The following is a 17,451-nucleotide window of genomic DNA, read 5'->3' on the forward strand; positions in this document are numbered from 1 at the left end:
TAAATTTCGTATTGCTTTATTTGCCGTCCAGCTTGCGCGCCAAATTGCGCATTTGCTCCAGCTTCTCCGGCGAAATCGACGACTGGCCATCGACCGGACTGTCCTGCACGATCGGAATGGACGGCTTGCGCGACGTTCCTCCTGCGCTCCGGCCTGCACCGGCTCTTGTGCCCGGTCTGCCTGAAGAAGCAGCTTCCTTCCTCCGCTCCTTGTCCGCCTCTACCAGCGTCTGCTCGCGGACATACACGACCGCTTTCTCAAAATTGTCGATCTGCTTCACCAGCATGTTGGAGACGACCGCTTCGACAAAGGTTTTCGTAACCCGCTGTGCGTCATTCATTCCGATGACATAATGAATAAGAACATTAATAACCGGCGCTGGCAGACGGTAATTCAAATCGATCCGCTCGAACGTTCTCTCGATCCAATCCGGTACTGCGCCAGGGAAGAAACGCTGCATAAACCGTGTATGAGGCTCGTTGCGCATCAGCATGTTGTACTGCTGAATGTCGCAGCGTCCAGTCAATTGGCTTGGCACGCCCAAATAATATTCTTCAAGCACGCCTACCTCGTCCAGCTCCGCGTCGCCCTCTCCGTCTTGAGCGGATATGGCTTGCATTCTAGCTACCGTTCGCTGATTGTCGCCTTCCCGCTTCTTGTCCTGACGGTAGAGCTGATTAGCACGCAGCTGCAGCTCATCCACATTCAATCCTTCTTGCTCGGAAAAAATACCGTCCTCGTCCAGCAGACGGCAAATATCGGCGACGGATAAGTTGTATTTATAGGCAACATAGTTGACCTGCGCCAACTGCTCCGCGTCACTGCGAAGCCGTTCCACATAGCGGCGGTTTTCCGAGTTGCGCGGAAACCGCAAAATAATGTCGCCATAAGGAATGCCTGCCGTTTCGAGCTGCGGCCGCAAAGCCGCCTGTCTAGCCGGGGCCACTTCACTCAGCGCTTGCTCTAGTTCGACATCAATCGACTGGATGTTGAGCTGGAACAGTTCATAGAAAGGCACAGATATATTTTCTTTCGTCATCGACTGCTTAGCGTTCATCAGTTCTTCCGGTTCTTGCGCACCAAACTGCTCGCGCAGCGAAATGACGGCATACTTACCGATCTTGTCACGCAGCAGCATTGTCAAATGCTGATTACGGAAAAACTCGGCTGGCGACAACGGCTGAGACAATTCATATTCGTAAATAACATCGGCCTGATCCGGCATGCCGAGCCGCGAGGTTTGCAGCAGCCCAACCGCCTCCAGACGCGAGGCTTGATCAATTAGAAATTTGCGGCCCCGTTCATTCATATCCATGCCAAGGCCAAGAAACAATTTACGTTGAGATTCGATCGGCGAATAGCCGGTCATCCCCTCGGCAATTCCGTGATACAGCTGTTGAAATAAGGCGACGGAAAACCCGCCGATCATCGGTTGATAGATGAGCGACAGCATTTTATAGTCCAGACTGTTTAGCGAAAAATCACGAAATATGTAATAACGGTGGTGTTCCGTGTATTGCAACAGATTTCCGATGCGCATTGCATCTACTCCATCCCATCCATACTTTCTATCATTCTATCATAAAACGAACCAATAAGGAGGGCTCGAAAAATAGAAAAATCCCCCGAATGAGGGATTTTCGTCATCTTGCAAATCGCCTGTTATGGTGGCGTTTGTACGATTACTAGAACATTTTATAGCCGCCGCGCCGTAAAGCACGAATCGCCCAGCCGCTAACATAAGCGCCTGCCAGCGCTCCGATAACAGGGATCAGGTCGACGAAAGTGAAGGCAGCAAAATTACCGGCAAACGACTCGGAATTATCCCAAGTCTGCCATATGTAGAGGGGAATTAGAACAATAATAAACACATAAATCGGAAACCAGGTTGTTTTCAATAGCATATTAAGAATAAAGCCGATGCCGAACATCATAACCAAAAACAGCACCGTCGCTACAATGAGTTGAAGCATGTACTCTTCTCCTTTATTTTCAGGCTCTCGCTCTTCAGTTTAAATAATGGGAAACCGGAAGTCAATTGGCATTATCCAATTGTCACAAGTCAGACATTTGCTCTCAACGGAAATTCTAAGCTACAATATGGAAAGCGATTGAAATGAGAGGAGATTGAAGATAAATGAGTGAAGTAGCGATAACTTTAGAAGGCTGGTATGCCTTGCACGATTTCCGTACGATCGATTGGACAGCTTGGCGCAATGCAAGTGAAGCGGAACGCAGCCGCGCACTGGACGAGCTTCATACGTTCTTGAATCAATGGGCAGAGGTCGATGCGGACAAAAAAGGCAGCATCGCAGTATATTCCATCCTTGGCCAAAAAGCCGACTTTGTATTCATGCATCTGCGCGAGACGCTGGAAGAGCTTAACGATGTAGAAATTGCATTCAACAAAACGTTGTTTGCGGAATTTACAGTGCCTACCTATTCCTATGTCAGCGTCGTAGAGCTTAGCAACTATGTAAACCAACCGGGCGCCGATCCGCTGCAAAATCCGGACATCGTCGCACGTCTGAAGCCTTCGCTTCCGAAAGCTAACCATATTTGCTTCTATCCCATGAACAAACGCCGCGATGGCAACGACAACTGGTACATGCTCAGCATGGACGAGCGCCGCACGATGATGCGCAGCCACGGCATGATTGGCCGCCAATACGCGGGCAAAGTGAAGCAAATCATTTCTGGTTCCGTCGGCTTCGACAACTGGGAGTGGGGCGTAACGCTGTTCGCAGACGATGCGCTGCAATTTAAAAAGCTTGTCTACGAAATGCGTTTCGACGAAGTAAGCGCACGCTACGGCGACTTCGGCGACTTCTACGTCGGCAACCTGCTCACGGCGGACAAGTTTTCCGCTATGCTCAAGCTGTAAGACCTAAACACCCTGCAAGCGCGTAAATACGCGCTTGCAGGGTGTTTTTTATTCCCTCCTTGTTACCCGTTCTTTACCCATTTAGTGCTTACGGGCCGAAGAGCGAAGCTGGTTCGCTAAATAACGAACCAACTTTCGCTGTGCGCTTGACCATATGCACCACGCTTTCGTGCAACGAAGCTATTTTCGCTATTCGGGAACCTAGGTTCTCCAATTGCGAAAGCAGCTTCGTTGCAGACACTGGCCGCCCACCAAAAACCCCTTATAGCGAACTTGCCTTCGTTAAATAACGAAGGCGCTTCGCTAACTAACCACTTCATTTAATATAGTTGGGCAGACGGTAGAGGGTTACGCGATACGGCGAGGGAACAGGGATGATGGCGCCGTCAAATTCGAATCTTTTCAGCCAATTGGTGGCCGAGCGGTTACTAATCTTGAACTGTCCTGCTATATCGGACGCTTTAATTTTGCCATCTTTCCTCATTGCCATTTGTAAAACAAGCTGCTTCCGTGACTCCCAAACCTGCTTACTGTGCCCTTCGTCTTCCCGGTATGCTTGCGACCACCATTGCCCGATCGCCTGTTTAATTTGACGTTCACATTGCTTCGGCTGATTTTCCACCTGCCATGCAGAGAATCGTAGAACGAGCCAGCCCGATAGCACGAGATCGTTCTGGCGGAGCAGGTGATCGTTAAACTCCCCCGGTGATATATCCCGCGCATGCGTAGTAAAGCCGTCGATCTCCATAATGAGCTTTACCCCGTGCTTCACAAAAATGAAGTCCGCAAATCGTTGTCCGCCCTTATAGTCCAGGAATGGATGCTCCGCCTTCAACCCTTCGTAATTGTAACCAAACGCCGGCCCCCACACCTGTTCTAGAAATTGCAGTTCAATTTTACCTAACTTATTGCGAAACTTACCGTTAATTGCCGCCTCCCGATTAAACGCCTCAATAAAGTTGTCCATTTGCTGCTGCATCGCTGTCTCCTCCTTATCATAGCTTCATCTGGTTTGGTCCCTAAAACAGAAAACACCCTGACCGCAGACGAATATCGCCGCAATCAGGGTGTGCTTCACTCCTAGTTACCTACCAATTTAGTATAGTAGATATTGAAAATACTGGCAACCAAAACATAGTATTGAAGGTCTTTGTTATGTTCCTTCAATCTCCAACGAACCAGATTCGCTATTTAACGAATCCATCTTCGCAAAAGTAGCATCAATAACTACCCGCTAGAACATTTAGCGAACTAATTTTCGCTTTTCATGAACCTAGGTTCACGAAAAGCGAAGCTAGCTTCGCTGCTCGTCAAAATCAGGCGGAAAGCCACGGTACAGCGAAGACAGGTTCCTTAATTTGCGAAGGAGCTTCGCTAATGGGGCTAGTACGGCACTAATGCGGCTGGTGCGGGGCTAATCCGGCTACTGCAGGGCTAGTGCAGTTAGTGTAGCTAGTGCTGGGCTAGTGCAGCTAGTGCTGGGCTAGTGCAGCTAGTGCTGGGCTAGTGCAGCTAGTGCTGGGCTAGTGCAGCTAGTGCTGGGCTAGTTGGCTTTAAGATTAGCTGACGGAAGGATACTTAGCGAAGTTAGCGAAGAAGTTAGTTAAGACATAAGAAATTAGCATTGGCTGCAGGCACAATAAGATGTAATTAGCCATCAAAAAAAGCTTTCCCCTGCCGAACGCGAAACGTTCGGCTGGCGAAAGCCCATCATGTATTAGTCCTCGTCTTCCTCGTCCTCAATAAGCGCGAGGCGCTTTGCATCGAGGTACTCCTGCGTCGCGCGATCGCGCTCGCGGCCTTTATCCTTCAGACGCTCGATTGCGGGCTGAATGAGCAGGTCGACTTCCTTTTGCACCGTATAGGCCAGATCGTAACGGCTTTGCGACTCCAAGAAGGAGCCCACTTCCATTAATGCGTTGTACCGGTCCAGCTCATCCCGGGTCAACAAGCCTCGAACTTGCACGCTGCAATGGCGCATTATAGAAACTTGCCTTTGCGCAGCACGAGCGGAATACCGCCGATAATGAACAGGTAACGCAGGTCGATCATTTTTTTCAGCCAAGCCGCAACGCGGCCTTTATATTTTTTACCGAAGGCGATGCCGATCGCTTCGCCTTTGCCGAGCGAGGCAACCGTACCCTTGTTGCTGAACACAAAGCCTTTCAGCGGCTGGTTGCGGATCGAAGCGACCAGGTTATGCGCACATACGACGCCTTGCTGCATCGCGATTTGCGCAGTTGGCGGGTAAGGGCGGCCTTCCGGATTGAACATCAGCGAATTGTCGCCAACGATATAGATGTTCTCATGACCCGGAGCACGCAGGTTGTCATCGATTTTCACACGGCCGCGCATCGTTTCAAAGCCAGCATCCTCAATAAGACGGTTGCCGCGGATGCCGCCAGTCCAGATAACGGTTTGCGATTTGATTTCTTCGCCTTCGCCAACAACGACGCCATCCGGCGTGCATTCTTTAATGGCTGTGCCGATGCGGAACGTAACGCCTTTTTTGGACAAGACGTCCATTGCGTATTCCACAAGCTCAGGATCAAAGCCAGGCAAAGCGGTTGGAGCCGCTTCAATATTGTAAATTTTCACGAGAGCAGGATCAACGTCAAACTGTTTGCAAAGCTCAGGAATGCGGTCGGACAGCTCACCGATAAATTCAATGCCGGTAAAGCCTGCTCCGCCTACGATGAACGTTAAGTAATCCGTACGATGAGGCTCGCGTTTATAGCGGGCAAATTGATATTCAATATGTTCCCGGATCAGACGAACCGAGTTGATGCTGCGAATATTCATCGCATATTCACCAAGACCCGGAATGCCGAATGTTTCCGGCTCGCCGCCTAGGCCAATTACAAGATAATCATAAGAAAGAGTGCCGTCTTCCAGAATGACCTTTTTGTCTTGCGGACGAATTTGAACAACCGTCGATTTGACGAAGTCGATCTTAAATTCGTCGATCAGTTTGGAAATGCTGACACGGGCATTTTCCGGATTATCGGTCCCGGCAGCGGGCATATGCAAATGTGTTGTAATGTAGTGATAGTCATGCTTATTTACGAGGGTGACGTCGGCTTCGTTGTAATTAAGCTCCTTTTGGAGACGCAACGCAGTCAGTACTCCACCGTACCCTGCACCTAAAATAACGATTTTCGGTATGTTGCTCATCGTATGATCCCATCCATTCCTGTGCTTTTTTTCTCTGTGAAAAATTACACAAACCCGTATGCTAATTTATAATATCTATCGGTAGCTTGTGCAATTCGGTTCCTCTTTATAAGAACTGGGCTTTGACATCTTCATCTCTCATCGCAATCGTGGTTTTTTAGGTAAAATCCATACATTTTGACGGTCCAAGCTTCCAGTGACTTACGTAATATACATCAGAAATATTACATAGTTTTCTTTAAAAGTTCAAGAGCAAAATATACGAAAAACTTTAGAGAGGCATACAAATTCGCGGTTTCAATCCTGGCTGTCAAAAGCTTATAATGAAGTAGCGTTTAATCCAAAATTGGAGGTGCATCCATGCCTAATTCCGAATCCTTGGAACAAACCGTCGACATTGCCATTATCGGGGGCGGGCCCGCCGGCTTGTTTGCTGCTTTTTACGGAGGAATGCGTCAAGCATCCGTATTATTAATAGAAAGCATGCCTCAGCTAGGGGGACAATTAGCAGCCCTTTATCCCGAGAAATATATATACGATGTTGCCGGATTTCCGAAAGTAACAGCCCAAGAGCTCGTTGACCGTCTCATTGAGCAGCTTTCCCTGTTCAAACCGGACATTCGTCTCGAAGAAAAGGTATCCGCGGTTACGAAAAAGGACGATCGGCTGTTCGAGATCGTTACGAACAAATCGGCTTATTATGCCAAAGCGGTCATTATTACGGCTGGCGTTGGCGCATTTGAGCCCCGCAGACTGGAACTGCCCGAAGCTGCGCAATATGAGAGCAGCAATCTTCATTACTTTGTTGGTGATCTTCAGCGGTTCAAGGATCAGAACGTGCTGATCAGCGGTGGCGGCGATTCTGCCGTCGATTGGTCGCTTATGCTAGAGCCGATTGCAAAAAGCGTCACGCTCACCCACCGCCGCGACAAATTCCGGGCGCATGAGCATAGTGTCGAAAACCTGATGAGTTCCACCGTTAAAATCGCGACGCCAAAAGAAATTACAGCGCTCCATGACGATGGCAGCGGCCGGATCGGACGGGTAACGCTGACCGACGTCAAAACGAAGGAAACTACAGAGCTTAATGTGGATGCAGTTATCGTCAACTTTGGCTTCGTCTCCTCGCTTGGCCCTATCGCAGATTGGGGCATTCACATCGAAGGCGGCTCGATCGTTGTCGATACTCGAATGGAAACGAACATTCCGGGGATTTTTGCCGCTGGCGACATTACCACTTACCCGGGCAAACTCAAGCTCATTGCCGTTGGCTTCGGCGAAGCTCCTACTGCAATTAATAATGCAAAGGTGTACGTCGATCCAAGCGCAAAGCTGTCTCCAGGACATAGCAGCAACATGAAGCTGTAAAAAACGTGTATGCGCGTATATGATCAAAAAAAGGGTATCCTAACCTTGGCTTTTGCAATTCCCGCAGCGCATTTCAGCGCTCGAGTCCAGCCAAGGAGGATACCCTTATGTTATGTCCGGTTTGCAACGGCTTGCAGCCCCTTTTTGCACAATGCGAAAATTGTCATGAACCATTAAGTGATTTGGGACGGATAGCGGATTGGACTGGCCCTTATGCGCCATACGAGCCATGGGAAGCGTCAGAGCAACAATATGAACAAACGGCGGAGACAACACATTGCAAGCATATTGCTTTCTGCCTGAATTGTGAGCGAACCGTAGATGTGGGGATAACGGAGTGGATGTAATTCTTGTCTAAGCCGTTACGAGCTCTTCGCGCAAACCTAGCTTTCTGCGCCTCATTTCCAATTGCAGCATGTAAATAAATTCAGGCTCTAACTCAAATTGGACGGCCGCGATATAGGTGTCTTCCAGCAATTCATCGTTAAGCAATTCCATAGCGGACACTTCCTTTCCTCATGGATTATCCTAATTTCTTCCTCATAGTAGCATTGATTTTTCAATCCAACAACAGATCGAATTATACACAACCACCTGTGGACATGCTGTGCATGATTTGTGGACATGCGTCGAAAAATAAGGAAACTCAACGTGGATGATGTGGATATCGTTATACACAGCCTATTTTTCGCTAAGTTCAATAAAAAACTTTAATGGGAATTCCCAACTCCATTAATGGAATATATTGACCATATCTATCATATAAAAGTAGGTTCTAGCCTTCTCCCGGTCTCCATCGCGCAAAAAAATAAACCCGCCAAGGGGTTTATTTCATACTTACCCATCCATTCTTACTCTCTTATTGAGGCCTCGTATTCACTTCAAAAATCCATATCTTTCCGCTCGTATCGATGCCATAGTCAAACCCAAGCTGTCCAATTCCGGGAAATTTCGCTTCCAGAAGCTGAGTGGAAAGGACGGTAAGCTCCCGCATTTTCTGCTTCTTCGCGCCAACGGCCGACGCTCCAATTGATCGTCTTATACCTTGCGCAGCCGTTACCATCGTACCTCCCCGGCAAATGTTCGTTACGAACAAGCCTGGCTTGGCTATCCGCCCAACCAAAGAGCGATATACCCAGCCGTTATCGGTTTTCACATATTTCACGCGATAATCGATCGGACGTCCGCCAACCGTCGCCAAATAAATACCCTTCTGAATCAAATATGCCCGTTTCTTCTTGCACTGATCCAGCGAGCGCTTCATGCTCTCGAAACTCGTAAAGCTTCTCGTCTTGGCATAGTATGAGTAGGAATAGCCCCCGCTCGTTTTCGAAACTTTAATGACTCCGTTCCCCCCGGCACCGCGCACCGGCTTGACGACAACCATCTGATGCGTATTCAGCATGCTTCTCAAATTCTCACTCGTATAACGGCTAGTAGGAGGGATATGGGGCGCAATTTGCGGATTCGAGCGAAGCACGGCCGTTTTAGCCCATTTGCTGGCTAATTGCCTGCCTTGATGTTCACCCAATACTTTCAATCTCCTTTCCTGCGGCTTCATCCATAGCATATGACAGAGAAGTATCTATCTCTTGGATGAATGTCGGAGGATAGAAGCCCCAATTGCCGAGCATATTAGCGCCTTCCAAGCAATCTGCCTAGCGAATGGGTGATTGTCAGACGAATAGTTGAACTATATTAATAGAAGAAATTATTCAATAACGTTACATGAGGCAGCTGAAAATGCAAAAAAAAGGTACAGTTCCTCCTTTAGTGGAGGTGGCTGTACCTTCTTCATCATTGAATTTTGATCCGAATAGCCTGGTTCAAGACTGAACTATTCTTTATTTTTCTCCATAGCGGCCTTTAAAGCATCGGCCAAACTATTCGACAAGCTGACGTTGTCGCTGAATTGCTCGATCATTTTTTTCTGCTGATGCTTGTTCACTCGTCCGCCTTGCTTGTCCCCCAGCATCTCGATCACGTTGCAGGGGCGGCATTGCGCATACTTGCCGGCTTTGCCGTCATGGATCTCCATCTTCTTATGGCACTGCGGACAGCGCTTGTTAGACAGCGCCGGCTCGGTCGCGCGGCGATAGCTGCACTCCCTGTCGGAGCAAACGAGTGATTTGCCCCGCTTCCCTTTCACTTCCATAAGCAGCTTGCCGCATTCCGGGCAGCGGGAGTGGGTCAAGTTATGCGGCTTGTATTCCTTCGTCTCGTTCTTGACCTCCGTTACCCATTTGCTGGCCTGCTCGCGAATGGAAGCCATAAATTTGGCGGGCTCGCCTTTGCCTTGCGCAATGCGCTCCAGCTCACGCTCCCATTGCGCCGTCAAATCCGGACTGCGCAATTCTTCGACCACCAGTTCAATCAGTTGCTTCCCTTTGCCTGTCGGGATAAGCCGGTTTTGCGACCGTTCAATCGTATCGGTGGACAGCAGCTTCTCAATAATGTCCGCGCGGGTAGCCGGCGTTCCTAGCCCATGCTTCTCCATCTTCGACAGCAGCGACGCCTCCGTATAACGGGCAGGCGGCATCGTGCGAAGCTCCTTGACCCGGCTTTGCTTAACCGGTACCGTCTGACCCTGTGTCAGAGCAGGCAGAAGCTGCTCGGGCTGCCGTTCCCCTTGCCCGCTGCGTCCGTCTTCTTCCTCGTCCTCATCGTCGTCGGCTGCGCGGAGCGCTTCTCCGCTGTAAAGCTCCTTCCAGCCCATATCCTTCATGATCTTCCCTTTGGCATAGAGCTTGTCGGTTCCGACCGTAAGCGTCACGCTCGTCTCGTCATACCGGTACGGAGCATAGAACAATGCGATAAAACGACGTACGATCAAATCATAAAGTCTGCGCTCCTCATTGCTTAGCGCCGATAAATTGACGAATTGCTCCGTCGGAATAATAGCATGGTGATCGCTCACTTTGCTGTCATCAACGAATCGCTTCGTCACCGGAAGCTGACCGCGCAGCAGCTTGCGCGCCAAAGCCGAATAAGACCCCACTGCAATGCTTTCCAGCCTGCCCTTCAGCGTCGGTACGATATCACTGGACAAATATTTAGAATCCGTGCGGGGATAAGTGACCAGCTTATGCTGCTCATACAGCTTTTGCAGCACATTCGAGGTTTGCTTTGCGGAGAAGCCAAGCCGCTTGTTCGCATCCCTCTGCAGCTCGGTCAGATCGTAAGCCTGCGGATGAGGCTCTGTTTTCTCAACCGTGCGCAGCTTGTCTACTTTCGCGCCTTTGCCATTCAACCGGCCTGCCGCAGCTTCCGCCGCCTCGCGGTTCCAGACTCTGCCGTCATGCGAATCCGATTCCCGCCATACCGCTTGAAAACCGCCCAGATCGGCAGAAATCGTCCAATACGGCTGCGATTGAAACTGTTGAATCTCCTTCTCCCGGTCCATCATAGCGCCAAGCGTCGGCGTCTGAACACGTCCGGCCGCAAGCTGAGCATTATATTTAACGGTAAGCGCACGGGTTACATTCAATCCAATCAGCCAGTCTGCCTCTGCCCGGCATACCGCCGAGGCGTACAAATTGTTGTAATCTTTGCCTGGCTTCAGTGCCTGGAAGCCGTCTTTAATCGCCTTGTCTGTCTGCGAGGAAATCCAGAGCCGCTTGAACGGCTTGCGCCAATGAACGAGCTCCATGATCCAGCGTGCCACAAGCTCGCCCTCACGTCCGGCGTCCGTCGCAATAATGAGCTCGCCGATATCCTGTCTGCGGCAAAGCTGAGCAACGGCTTTATATTGATGAGAGGTTTCCTTCATCACCTTCAAGTTCATTTTGGGCGGAAGCAGCGGCAAATCTTCCAGACTCCATGTCTTGTATTTCGCATCATACTCTTCCGGTTCAGCCAATGTGACGAGGTGGCCAAGCGCCCAGGTTACGACATATTTCGGGCCTTCGATATAGCTTTTATTTTTTTGGCTGCAGCCAAGTACGCGGGCAAGCTCTCTGGCCACGCTCGGTTTTTCCGCCAGAACAAGTGATTTCATTGCTGTTTTCTCCAATCGTATCGGGTATTGTATTCCTCTTATTCTACCATAGGAAAGAGAAACCGCCGACTATCCTGCTTTCTCTTACCCTTCCACTCTATTTTACCCGGCAATTCCGAGTGTGCTATAGTATTTTCATTATCTACTATTCTAAATTTATGAATGAACTAGGAGCGTGTCCGAATGAAGCCCCGCTTAATTGCCGTCATCACATCGGTTTTGCTTATTTACGGCCTCATCAACTGGTACATCGGCTGGAACGGCTGGGTGTATGCTTCAACCCTGTTCGGGTGGGAGTCGCCAGTACTGTACAGCATAGTTATTGTCGTTCTCGCGCTTGGCTATATACTCGGGCGAATCGGACAATCTAACTTCACCCGGCCGTTTGCCCGGCAATTGAAACTGCTAGGCTCTTACTGGATTGCCATATTCGAATACGGCGTTCTTCTGCTTCTGCCAGCCGACTTGATCGCCTGGCTGCTGACGAAAACTTCCGTTACGACAGAGACATCCATTCTTGCTGTAGGGACAGTAGTTGTCGTCATACTCGCTGCGTTGCTTATTCGAGGCTCATGGAATGCTTGGACACCGATCGTTCGGGTCTATAACGCTGTGATTCCGAAGCAAGCTGGCAATCTGAAAAAGCTAAAAATCGGGATGGCTTCCGACATTCATCTCGGAACGACGGTCGGCAACCGTCATCTGCAGCGTCTTGTTGACGAGATGGAGAGAATAAAGCCGGACATCATTCTGTTGCCCGGTGACATTATCGACGACGATATCGATCCGTTTATCCGCTACAAAATGGCAGATGTCATGAAACAGCTGAAAGCGCCGCTTGGCGTATATGCCGTACTTGGCAACCACGAATACATCGGCGGGCATATCGAGCAATTTGTAGCGGAAATGGACGCGATCGGCATCCGTGTATTGCGCGACGAGAACGTGCTTATTGCGGACAGCTTCTATATTATCGGCCGTAAAGACGCCTCCGCTGCTTCCGGCCGCAACGACAAAAACGGCAGGCTGCCGATCCGCAGCCTTGTAGCCGAGGTCGATGCAGCACTGCCGCTCATTATGATGGATCACCAGCCCTCCGATTTGGAGCAGGCTGCCGTTAACGGTATCGATCTTTCGTTATCAGGCCATACGCATCGCGGCCAAATGGCACCTAATCATCTCGTTACCCGCAGACTGTTCGAGCTTGATTGGGGCTACAAACAGAAAGGCGGCCTGCATGCAGTCGTCTCCTCCGGCTTCGGCAGCTGGGGACCGCCAATCCGAATCGGAAGCCGTTCAGAGGTCATTCAGATCGATTTGGAGTTTAAGAATAGAGGATAAAATAATTCCGGTTACTGATTATTTTCTCTTACTTGCAGCGCCGTACGGCGAAGCCAGCCATAGATGACGTCCGCCTGCAGCAGCAGCACTGCTGCCAGTGCAAGCTTCGCTAACTGTACAACTAGACTGCTCCATGCGCTGACTAGGAAAGGCTGAGAGATCGTATACGACTGCGCATAGACCTGCAACACTTGAGCGACGCTGCCAATCAAAGTTGGCAGCGTCGTTATTATAATAACGATCGCCACCAGCGAAAAGCCAAAGCGATATAACGTGCCCTCTGGAACTCGATTCCAATCGAAATTTGCTTCCCCTTTATCCCCCACGATGCGTAAAGCAGCCCAACCGGCTTTTTTCCAGAACAGAGCACTTCCCCCGATTAGCAGCAACGCTGGCAAGAGAGAAATCCCCCATATCATCATGCCTTCACTTCCGACTACAATCATTTGAATGGTCGTGCCGACGAATAGCAAAGCACGTATAAGCATCCATACCGCCAGCAATCTTACGGCAACAAAGGTCAATTCATGAAGCTTCATCGTAAGTCCCCCTTCGTTTCTCGTTACTCACTCCTCAAACAAGGTTCGAAAATATCGTCCGCGATTGTTCAAAAAATCTTTCGTCAGCCGGTAATGCTCCGTCTCCTCGTAATCTGCCCGCTTGATCGGATCATGATCGAAGCTCCATATCGTGGCGCCCGGGTATGACAGCAGAATCGGCGAATGCGTCGCAATAATGAATTGCGACAGTCCTTCGCGCTCCATTTCCCAGATCCGCCGGATAAAGGCTAACTGATTTTGCGGCGAAAGCGCCGACTCTGGTTCATCAAGCAGATAGATGCCCTTGCCGCCTAGGCGATTAGTAAACAACGACAAGAAAGCCTGCCCATGCGACTGCTCATTCAATGATTTTCCGCCATAGGAATCGTAGGCTCTTCCATCCTCCTTAGCCAATTCGTCAATATAATCGGCGAAGGCATCAAATGTCTCGGCGCGAAAGAAAAATCCATTGCTCACCTTCGGTGTCCAAGACAGCTTTATAATGGAAGCCAGCGACACATCATCCTTCTCTTTAGATAGAAGTGAGCTTTTGCCGCCAACAATATTAAATCCGCAAAGATGCGCAATCGCTTCCAGCAATGTCGACTTGCCGGAACCGTTCTCACCGATAAAGAAAGTAATGTTGCTGTCCAGATCCAGTTCGTCTACCCGCTGCAAGGCTGGTATGTGAAAAGGATAGCTTCCCAGCCTGCCGTCTGCTTCCGCAGCTTTCCAGTCGAAGGAAGCCCGTTTCAAAAATGTCATTCTGCCTGCTCCCTTCACTAGCACGAGGCTTGCTGATTGATTGCGGAATGTAGTCTACCCGCTGTTTGCCGATGAGGGCTTTTCCCCAAAATGTCCGTCCTGCTTCTCAATGATTCGCTTTAGTTTCGCAGAAGAAGAACGGCTTAATGTATACGTCGCTGCCGATTCACCCGGTTTCTGAATTAAAGCCAATGAGGTGGAGGGATAAATCCATAGCAGATAGGGTTCACCGCCAAGCTTGAATTGGTACGGCGGGGAAGCGATGTCGTAATCGCCTTTATTTTTCGAAGCAAATCTTTCCGCATAGGCAAAGGCCTTTATTGTTTTACGATCCTGCAGCGTCCATTGCTCCTCCACACCCCGTTCGGTGTCCGTCAAACCGTCCAATCGCTCCAAGACCACTTCATTCACCGAAATCCGGAAGGATTGGATGCCGATCACTATAGCTGCTGCAATAATTACGATTAGGGAGATTAATAATCCTTTCTTCAACGGAATCCCTCTTCTCATCAGCTTCATAATATTCAAATATATGTATATAGACGTTTTTTTCAGGAAAAAAGTTTCTCTACTGCAAAAAAGCCGCGCTTCATAACGAAGCAGCGACTTTATAAAGTTTTATGAAGCCGGACCTGGCCGGTTAATGCTCTTCATATAGCTGACGGAAGCGATGATGAAGTAAAACGTCTGCATAATGATAAAAATGCCGATGACCACAAAGGAGTACAACCATACAGAAGAATCCATTAACGTATCCAGAGCTTTCATAGCGACAAGAGCGTGAATTGTACCTACGACGCAAGGAATATAGAACACGATCGCGATTTGCGACACCGAAATCCGTTTGATTTCCTGGAGTGTCATGCCGATCCGCTTCAAGGCGCGGAATTGCTGTTGATCCTCTTGCAGCTCCGTGAACAGCTTGAAGTAGATCAGACTGCCGGCGGCGATAAAGAACAGCAAGCTAATGAATAAACCGATAAACAACGTTAAATTTCCGTTTTGTATATAATCCTGATACATAGACGCCCGGGACATATGTGTCTGATCGCTTTTGTTCTCAGGAACGAGCTGCTGCACTTTATCAACGGCTCCTGCCGCGCTTTCCCAATCTTTCACTTCAAAGCCGTAAGCAACAATCTGCTTCTCTTCCGGTATAGAAGCCATCATCTTGCTGTAAGCAAAATCATCCATAATAATGGTGAAAAGATGGGTGGTCATATTCATAATTGTAGTACGAATATTCTCTGACACTTTAAAGTCCACCGGTTTTCCATTGATTACACCCTGAACGGATTGCGGAGCTTTCATCCAGCTCGCTTGCATAATAACCGTATCCTGCTCCACCGCAATTGCCGGTAGACCGAGAGCAGCCGCATTATGATTATATGCAGAAGCCGAAATAACAAAGCCTTTAGAATGGCTATAGTCATGGGATTGATCATCTTCGGTAACGAACTTCAGCTTCGTGATCTCTGCGCCTACCAGTTTATCCTCTCTAGTGACCGGGTGACCATTTTTCTCCAATATGCTGGCCATTTGCGCCGGATCAACGACCTCATGAGCATGAAGGCCGCGCTCGACGAATGCAATTGTATAAGGCGAGAAATCCGTCACGACATGCTTATATCCAACCTGCATTAAATAAAAAGTACCCGAAGCGGTCAAAATGACGGCGCTCATGATGGACACCATAAATAAAATACGCGCGTTGTCTCTCAGCTTATAGCCAAGCTGGGACAAAATAATCATGTTGGTCCGGTTGTAAAAAACCGAATGTTTACGCTGCAAAAAACGGATAACCAGGACGCTCAACTGCGTAAATAGAAAATAGGTTCCGATCGTGACCGTAATCAGTATCGGCAGCGCCAACAGCAAGAACGTATTCACCGTCATGTTCAGTGCCATGCCGTACGCGGCTCCCAAACATAATACGGCCAGTACGACGAGCCATTTCGAGAAGACAAGATCGCCTTTCGGTCTGCGGGCCGCTTTCAGCAGGTCAACAATTTCCGATTTGCCGATGCGCAAGGACGTTAACAGCGCAATGCCCATGGATAAGGCGAAAAAACCGATTCCGGTCAGTGCAATTGCCAGGATGGGGGCTGCGAACGGAATAGGATCCTTCACGCTTAGTATGGCCCCCAGCGCCATAAAGAACAATTTGCTGAACAGCATGCCAATCGCAATGCCCGTGACGAGAGACAGCAGCGCAACGGCTGCATTCTCATAAATGACGAGTCGCCGCAGTTGCGACCGTGTCATCCCGAATAAAGAGAACAGGCCAAACTCCTGCTTTCTCGTCTTCAGAAACGCCGAGTTCGCATACAGCACGAACAGGAACGAGAAAACAGCAATCAGGTAGAGACAGAACTGCATGCCGGTGCGAATCTTTTGCGCCTGCATAATGTTGCCGTTGATAACATCCGGATGATAGATAAAGGCGGCGTACATGTAGAAAATGATGACGGAAAACACGCTGCTCCAGAAAAACGCGCTGTAGGACCGCCAGTTGCCGCGGATATTGCTAAGCGCGAGCGAACGGAACGTCATCGAAATTACCTCCCAGCACGCTCAGTGCGTCCAATATTTGTTGGAAGAATGCCTGCCGGTTCGAGCCGCGCCGAATTTCCGAGAAAAACTTTCCGTCTTTAATGAAGACGATCCGCTGGCAGTAGCTGGCGGAGAACGGATCATGCGTAACCATCAGAACCGTCGCTTTTAGCCGCTCATTCATATCCTTCAACGAGTCCATTACATCCTTCGCCGACTTTGAATCCAAATTGCCGGTCAGCTCATCGGCCAATACAAGGGAAGGCTGGTGGATGATCGCCCGCGCGATAGCTGCCCGCTGCTTCTGTCCGCCGGACACCTCATAGGTCCGTTTGCCGAGAATGGCTGTAATTTGCAGCAGTTCGGCAATAGGCCGCAGCTTCTCATCGATTTGCCGGGGAGAAACGCCCTCCAGCACGAGGGGCAAAATGATATTTTCCTTGATCGACAGCGTGTCGAGCAAATTGAAATCCTGGAACACAAAGCCGAGCTCTCTGCGCCGAAACAACGCCAGCTTGCGTTCGTTCAATCTTGCTGGATTAACGCCGTTAATTTCAAGCTCGCCCGAAGTAGGCCGATCAATTGTCGACAGCAGATTGAGCAGCGTCGTCTTCCCGCTTCCCGACGGTCCCATTACCCCGACGAATTCTCCAGCTTCGACCTTTAAATCGATATCTTCCAGCGCTTTATACGAAACATTGCCCTTTGAGCTGTATATTTTGCCTAACCCTTTCGTATGCAATACACTCATTTTCAACTAGCCTCCCAAAGCTTTCTATCGTTGCTTGCATGAATAGTATATCCTTGAGCGCACATAGGCTCCCATCGAT

17 protein-coding genes are annotated in these 17,451 nt (G+C 49.4%); 4 read left to right on the plus strand and 13 right to left on the minus strand.

Features of this window, described 5'->3' with window-relative positions; all coding sequences use genetic code 11:
* Window positions 1-16 precede the first annotated feature (16 nt).
* Both IEX98_RS17420 and IEX98_RS17425 read right to left on the minus strand, forming a co-directional pair.
* The gene (locus tag IEX98_RS17420) at window positions 17-1,540 is read right to left on the minus strand and encodes a helicase DnaB (protein WP_188890483.1); all 1,524 of its coding nucleotides are present in this window, start codon (window positions 1,538-1,540) and stop codon (window positions 17-19) included.
* A gap of 145 nt (window positions 1,541-1,685) precedes the next feature.
* Window positions 1,686-1,973, minus strand: coding sequence for a YuiB family protein (locus IEX98_RS17425; protein WP_188890484.1), 288 nt, complete (start codon window positions 1,971-1,973; stop codon window positions 1,686-1,688).
* A gap of 164 nt (window positions 1,974-2,137) precedes the next feature.
* Here IEX98_RS17425 and hemQ point away from each other — a divergent pair, with 164 nt between their 5' ends.
* Window positions 2,138-2,884, plus strand: a complete 747-nt coding sequence (gene hemQ / locus IEX98_RS17430; protein WP_188890485.1) for a hydrogen peroxide-dependent heme synthase — start codon at window positions 2,138-2,140, stop codon at window positions 2,882-2,884.
* 316 nt (window positions 2,885-3,200) lie between these two features.
* Here the strand turns inward: hemQ and IEX98_RS17435 are convergent, their stop codons facing one another.
* The 3 genes from IEX98_RS17435 to IEX98_RS17445 form a co-directional block, all read right to left on the minus strand.
* Window positions 3,201-3,863, minus strand: coding sequence for a DUF559 domain-containing protein (locus IEX98_RS17435; protein ID WP_188890486.1), 663 nt, complete (start codon window positions 3,861-3,863; stop codon window positions 3,201-3,203).
* Between the two features lie 738 nt (window positions 3,864-4,601).
* Window positions 4,602-4,865, minus strand: a complete 264-nt coding sequence (locus tag IEX98_RS17440) for a hypothetical protein (protein ID WP_188890487.1) — start codon at window positions 4,863-4,865, stop codon at window positions 4,602-4,604.
* The gene (locus tag IEX98_RS17445; protein WP_042165335.1) at window positions 4,865-6,058 is read right to left on the minus strand and encodes an NAD(P)/FAD-dependent oxidoreductase; all 1,194 of its coding nucleotides are present in this window, start codon (window positions 6,056-6,058) and stop codon (window positions 4,865-4,867) included. Before IEX98_RS17445 ends, IEX98_RS17440 begins: the two co-directional genes overlap by 1 nt.
* Window positions 6,059-6,418: 360 nt before the next feature.
* Here IEX98_RS17445 and IEX98_RS17450 point away from each other — a divergent pair, with 360 nt between their 5' ends.
* Entirely contained in the window at window positions 6,419-7,426 is a 1,008-nt protein-coding gene (locus IEX98_RS17450) for an NAD(P)/FAD-dependent oxidoreductase (RefSeq protein ID WP_188890488.1), read from the plus strand.
* Between the two features lie 107 nt (window positions 7,427-7,533).
* Window positions 7,534-7,773, plus strand: coding sequence for a hypothetical protein (locus IEX98_RS17455; protein WP_188890489.1), 240 nt, complete (start codon window positions 7,534-7,536; stop codon window positions 7,771-7,773).
* A gap of 7 nt (window positions 7,774-7,780) precedes the next feature.
* On the opposite strand, the gene sda is transcribed toward IEX98_RS17455, so the two are convergent.
* From sda to IEX98_RS17470, 3 genes are all read right to left on the minus strand, one after another.
* Complete coding sequence (gene sda, locus IEX98_RS17460) at window positions 7,781-7,924, minus strand: sporulation histidine kinase inhibitor Sda (RefSeq protein WP_042165342.1); 144 nt, start codon at window positions 7,922-7,924, stop codon at window positions 7,781-7,783.
* A 361-nt stretch (window positions 7,925-8,285) separates the two neighbouring features.
* Window positions 8,286-8,957 carry a YheC/YheD family protein gene (locus IEX98_RS17465; protein ID WP_229692241.1) on the minus strand — a complete coding sequence of 224 codons (672 nt, stop codon included), beginning with the start codon at window positions 8,955-8,957 and terminating at the stop codon, window positions 8,286-8,288.
* Window positions 8,958-9,263: 306 nt separating this feature from the next.
* Entirely contained in the window at window positions 9,264-11,423 is a 2,160-nt protein-coding gene (locus IEX98_RS17470) for a DNA topoisomerase III (protein ID WP_188890490.1), read from the minus strand.
* 183 nt (window positions 11,424-11,606) lie between these two features.
* Here IEX98_RS17470 and IEX98_RS17475 point away from each other — a divergent pair, with 183 nt between their 5' ends.
* Window positions 11,607-12,764 (plus strand): metallophosphoesterase, encoded by a 1,158-nt coding sequence (locus IEX98_RS17475; RefSeq protein WP_188890491.1) that lies wholly within the window; start codon window positions 11,607-11,609, stop codon window positions 12,762-12,764.
* Between the two features lie 11 nt (window positions 12,765-12,775).
* On the opposite strand, the gene IEX98_RS17480 is transcribed toward IEX98_RS17475, so the two are convergent.
* The 5 genes from IEX98_RS17480 to IEX98_RS17500 form a co-directional block, all read right to left on the minus strand.
* Window positions 12,776-13,303 carry a hypothetical protein gene (locus tag IEX98_RS17480; protein ID WP_188890492.1) on the minus strand — a complete coding sequence of 176 codons (528 nt, stop codon included), beginning with the start codon at window positions 13,301-13,303 and terminating at the stop codon, window positions 12,776-12,778.
* 27 nt (window positions 13,304-13,330) lie between these two features.
* On the minus strand, window positions 13,331-14,068 hold the full coding sequence (locus IEX98_RS17485; RefSeq protein WP_188890493.1) for an AAA family ATPase: 738 nt from the start codon (window positions 14,066-14,068) through the stop codon (window positions 13,331-13,333).
* Window positions 14,069-14,122: 54 nt separating this feature from the next.
* Window positions 14,123-14,560: a hypothetical protein gene (locus IEX98_RS17490; RefSeq protein ID WP_188890494.1), complete on the minus strand. Its 438-nt coding sequence runs from the start codon at window positions 14,558-14,560 to the stop codon at window positions 14,123-14,125.
* A 126-nt stretch (window positions 14,561-14,686) separates the two neighbouring features.
* Entirely contained in the window at window positions 14,687-16,621 is a 1,935-nt protein-coding gene (locus IEX98_RS17495; RefSeq protein WP_188890495.1) for an ABC transporter permease, read from the minus strand.
* Window positions 16,596-17,372 carry an ABC transporter ATP-binding protein gene (locus IEX98_RS17500; protein WP_042165358.1) on the minus strand — a complete coding sequence of 259 codons (777 nt, stop codon included), beginning with the start codon at window positions 17,370-17,372 and terminating at the stop codon, window positions 16,596-16,598. The genes IEX98_RS17495 and IEX98_RS17500 overlap by 26 nt, the downstream gene beginning before the upstream one ends.
* Window positions 17,373-17,451 lie beyond the last annotated feature (79 nt).

Origin of the sequence: Paenibacillus radicis (ex Gao et al. 2016), from assembly GCF_014641555.1 — a bacterium.
Taxonomy (GTDB): domain Bacteria; phylum Bacillota; class Bacilli; order Paenibacillales; family Paenibacillaceae; genus Pristimantibacillus; species Pristimantibacillus radicis.

Excerpts from the sequence above, each read along its gene's own strand:
- IEX98_RS17485 (WP_188890493.1), bottom strand. The coding sequence starts at position 14,068 with ATGACATTTTTGAAACGGGCTTCCTTCGACTGGAAAGCTGCGGAAGCA.
- IEX98_RS17440 (WP_188890487.1), bottom strand. The coding sequence starts at position 4,865 with ATGCGCCATTGCAGCGTGCAAGTTCGAGGCTTGTTGACCCGGGATGAG.
- IEX98_RS17420 (WP_188890483.1), bottom strand. The coding sequence starts at position 1,540 with ATGCGCATCGGAAATCTGTTGCAATACACGGAACACCACCGTTATTAC.
- IEX98_RS17480 (WP_188890492.1), bottom strand. The coding sequence starts at position 13,303 with ATGAAGCTTCATGAATTGACCTTTGTTGCCGTAAGATTGCTGGCGGTA.
- hemQ (WP_188890485.1), top strand. The coding sequence starts at position 2,138 with ATGAGTGAAGTAGCGATAACTTTAGAAGGCTGGTATGCCTTGCACGAT.
- IEX98_RS17445 (WP_042165335.1), bottom strand. The coding sequence starts at position 6,058 with ATGAGCAACATACCGAAAATCGTTATTTTAGGTGCAGGGTACGGTGGA.
- IEX98_RS17475 (WP_188890491.1), top strand. The coding sequence starts at position 11,607 with ATGAAGCCCCGCTTAATTGCCGTCATCACATCGGTTTTGCTTATTTAC.
- IEX98_RS17425 (WP_188890484.1), bottom strand. The coding sequence starts at position 1,973 with ATGCTTCAACTCATTGTAGCGACGGTGCTGTTTTTGGTTATGATGTTC.
- IEX98_RS17455 (WP_188890489.1), top strand. The coding sequence starts at position 7,534 with ATGTTATGTCCGGTTTGCAACGGCTTGCAGCCCCTTTTTGCACAATGC.
- IEX98_RS17435 (WP_188890486.1), bottom strand. The coding sequence starts at position 3,863 with ATGCAGCAGCAAATGGACAACTTTATTGAGGCGTTTAATCGGGAGGCG.
- IEX98_RS17495 (WP_188890495.1), bottom strand. The coding sequence starts at position 16,621 with ATGACGTTCCGTTCGCTCGCGCTTAGCAATATCCGCGGCAACTGGCGG.
- IEX98_RS17470 (WP_188890490.1), bottom strand. The coding sequence starts at position 11,423 with ATGAAATCACTTGTTCTGGCGGAAAAACCGAGCGTGGCCAGAGAGCTT.
- IEX98_RS17500 (WP_042165358.1), bottom strand. The coding sequence starts at position 17,372 with ATGAGTGTATTGCATACGAAAGGGTTAGGCAAAATATACAGCTCAAAG.
- sda (WP_042165342.1), bottom strand. The coding sequence starts at position 7,924 with ATGGAATTGCTTAACGATGAATTGCTGGAAGACACCTATATCGCGGCC.
- IEX98_RS17450 (WP_188890488.1), top strand. The coding sequence starts at position 6,419 with ATGCCTAATTCCGAATCCTTGGAACAAACCGTCGACATTGCCATTATC.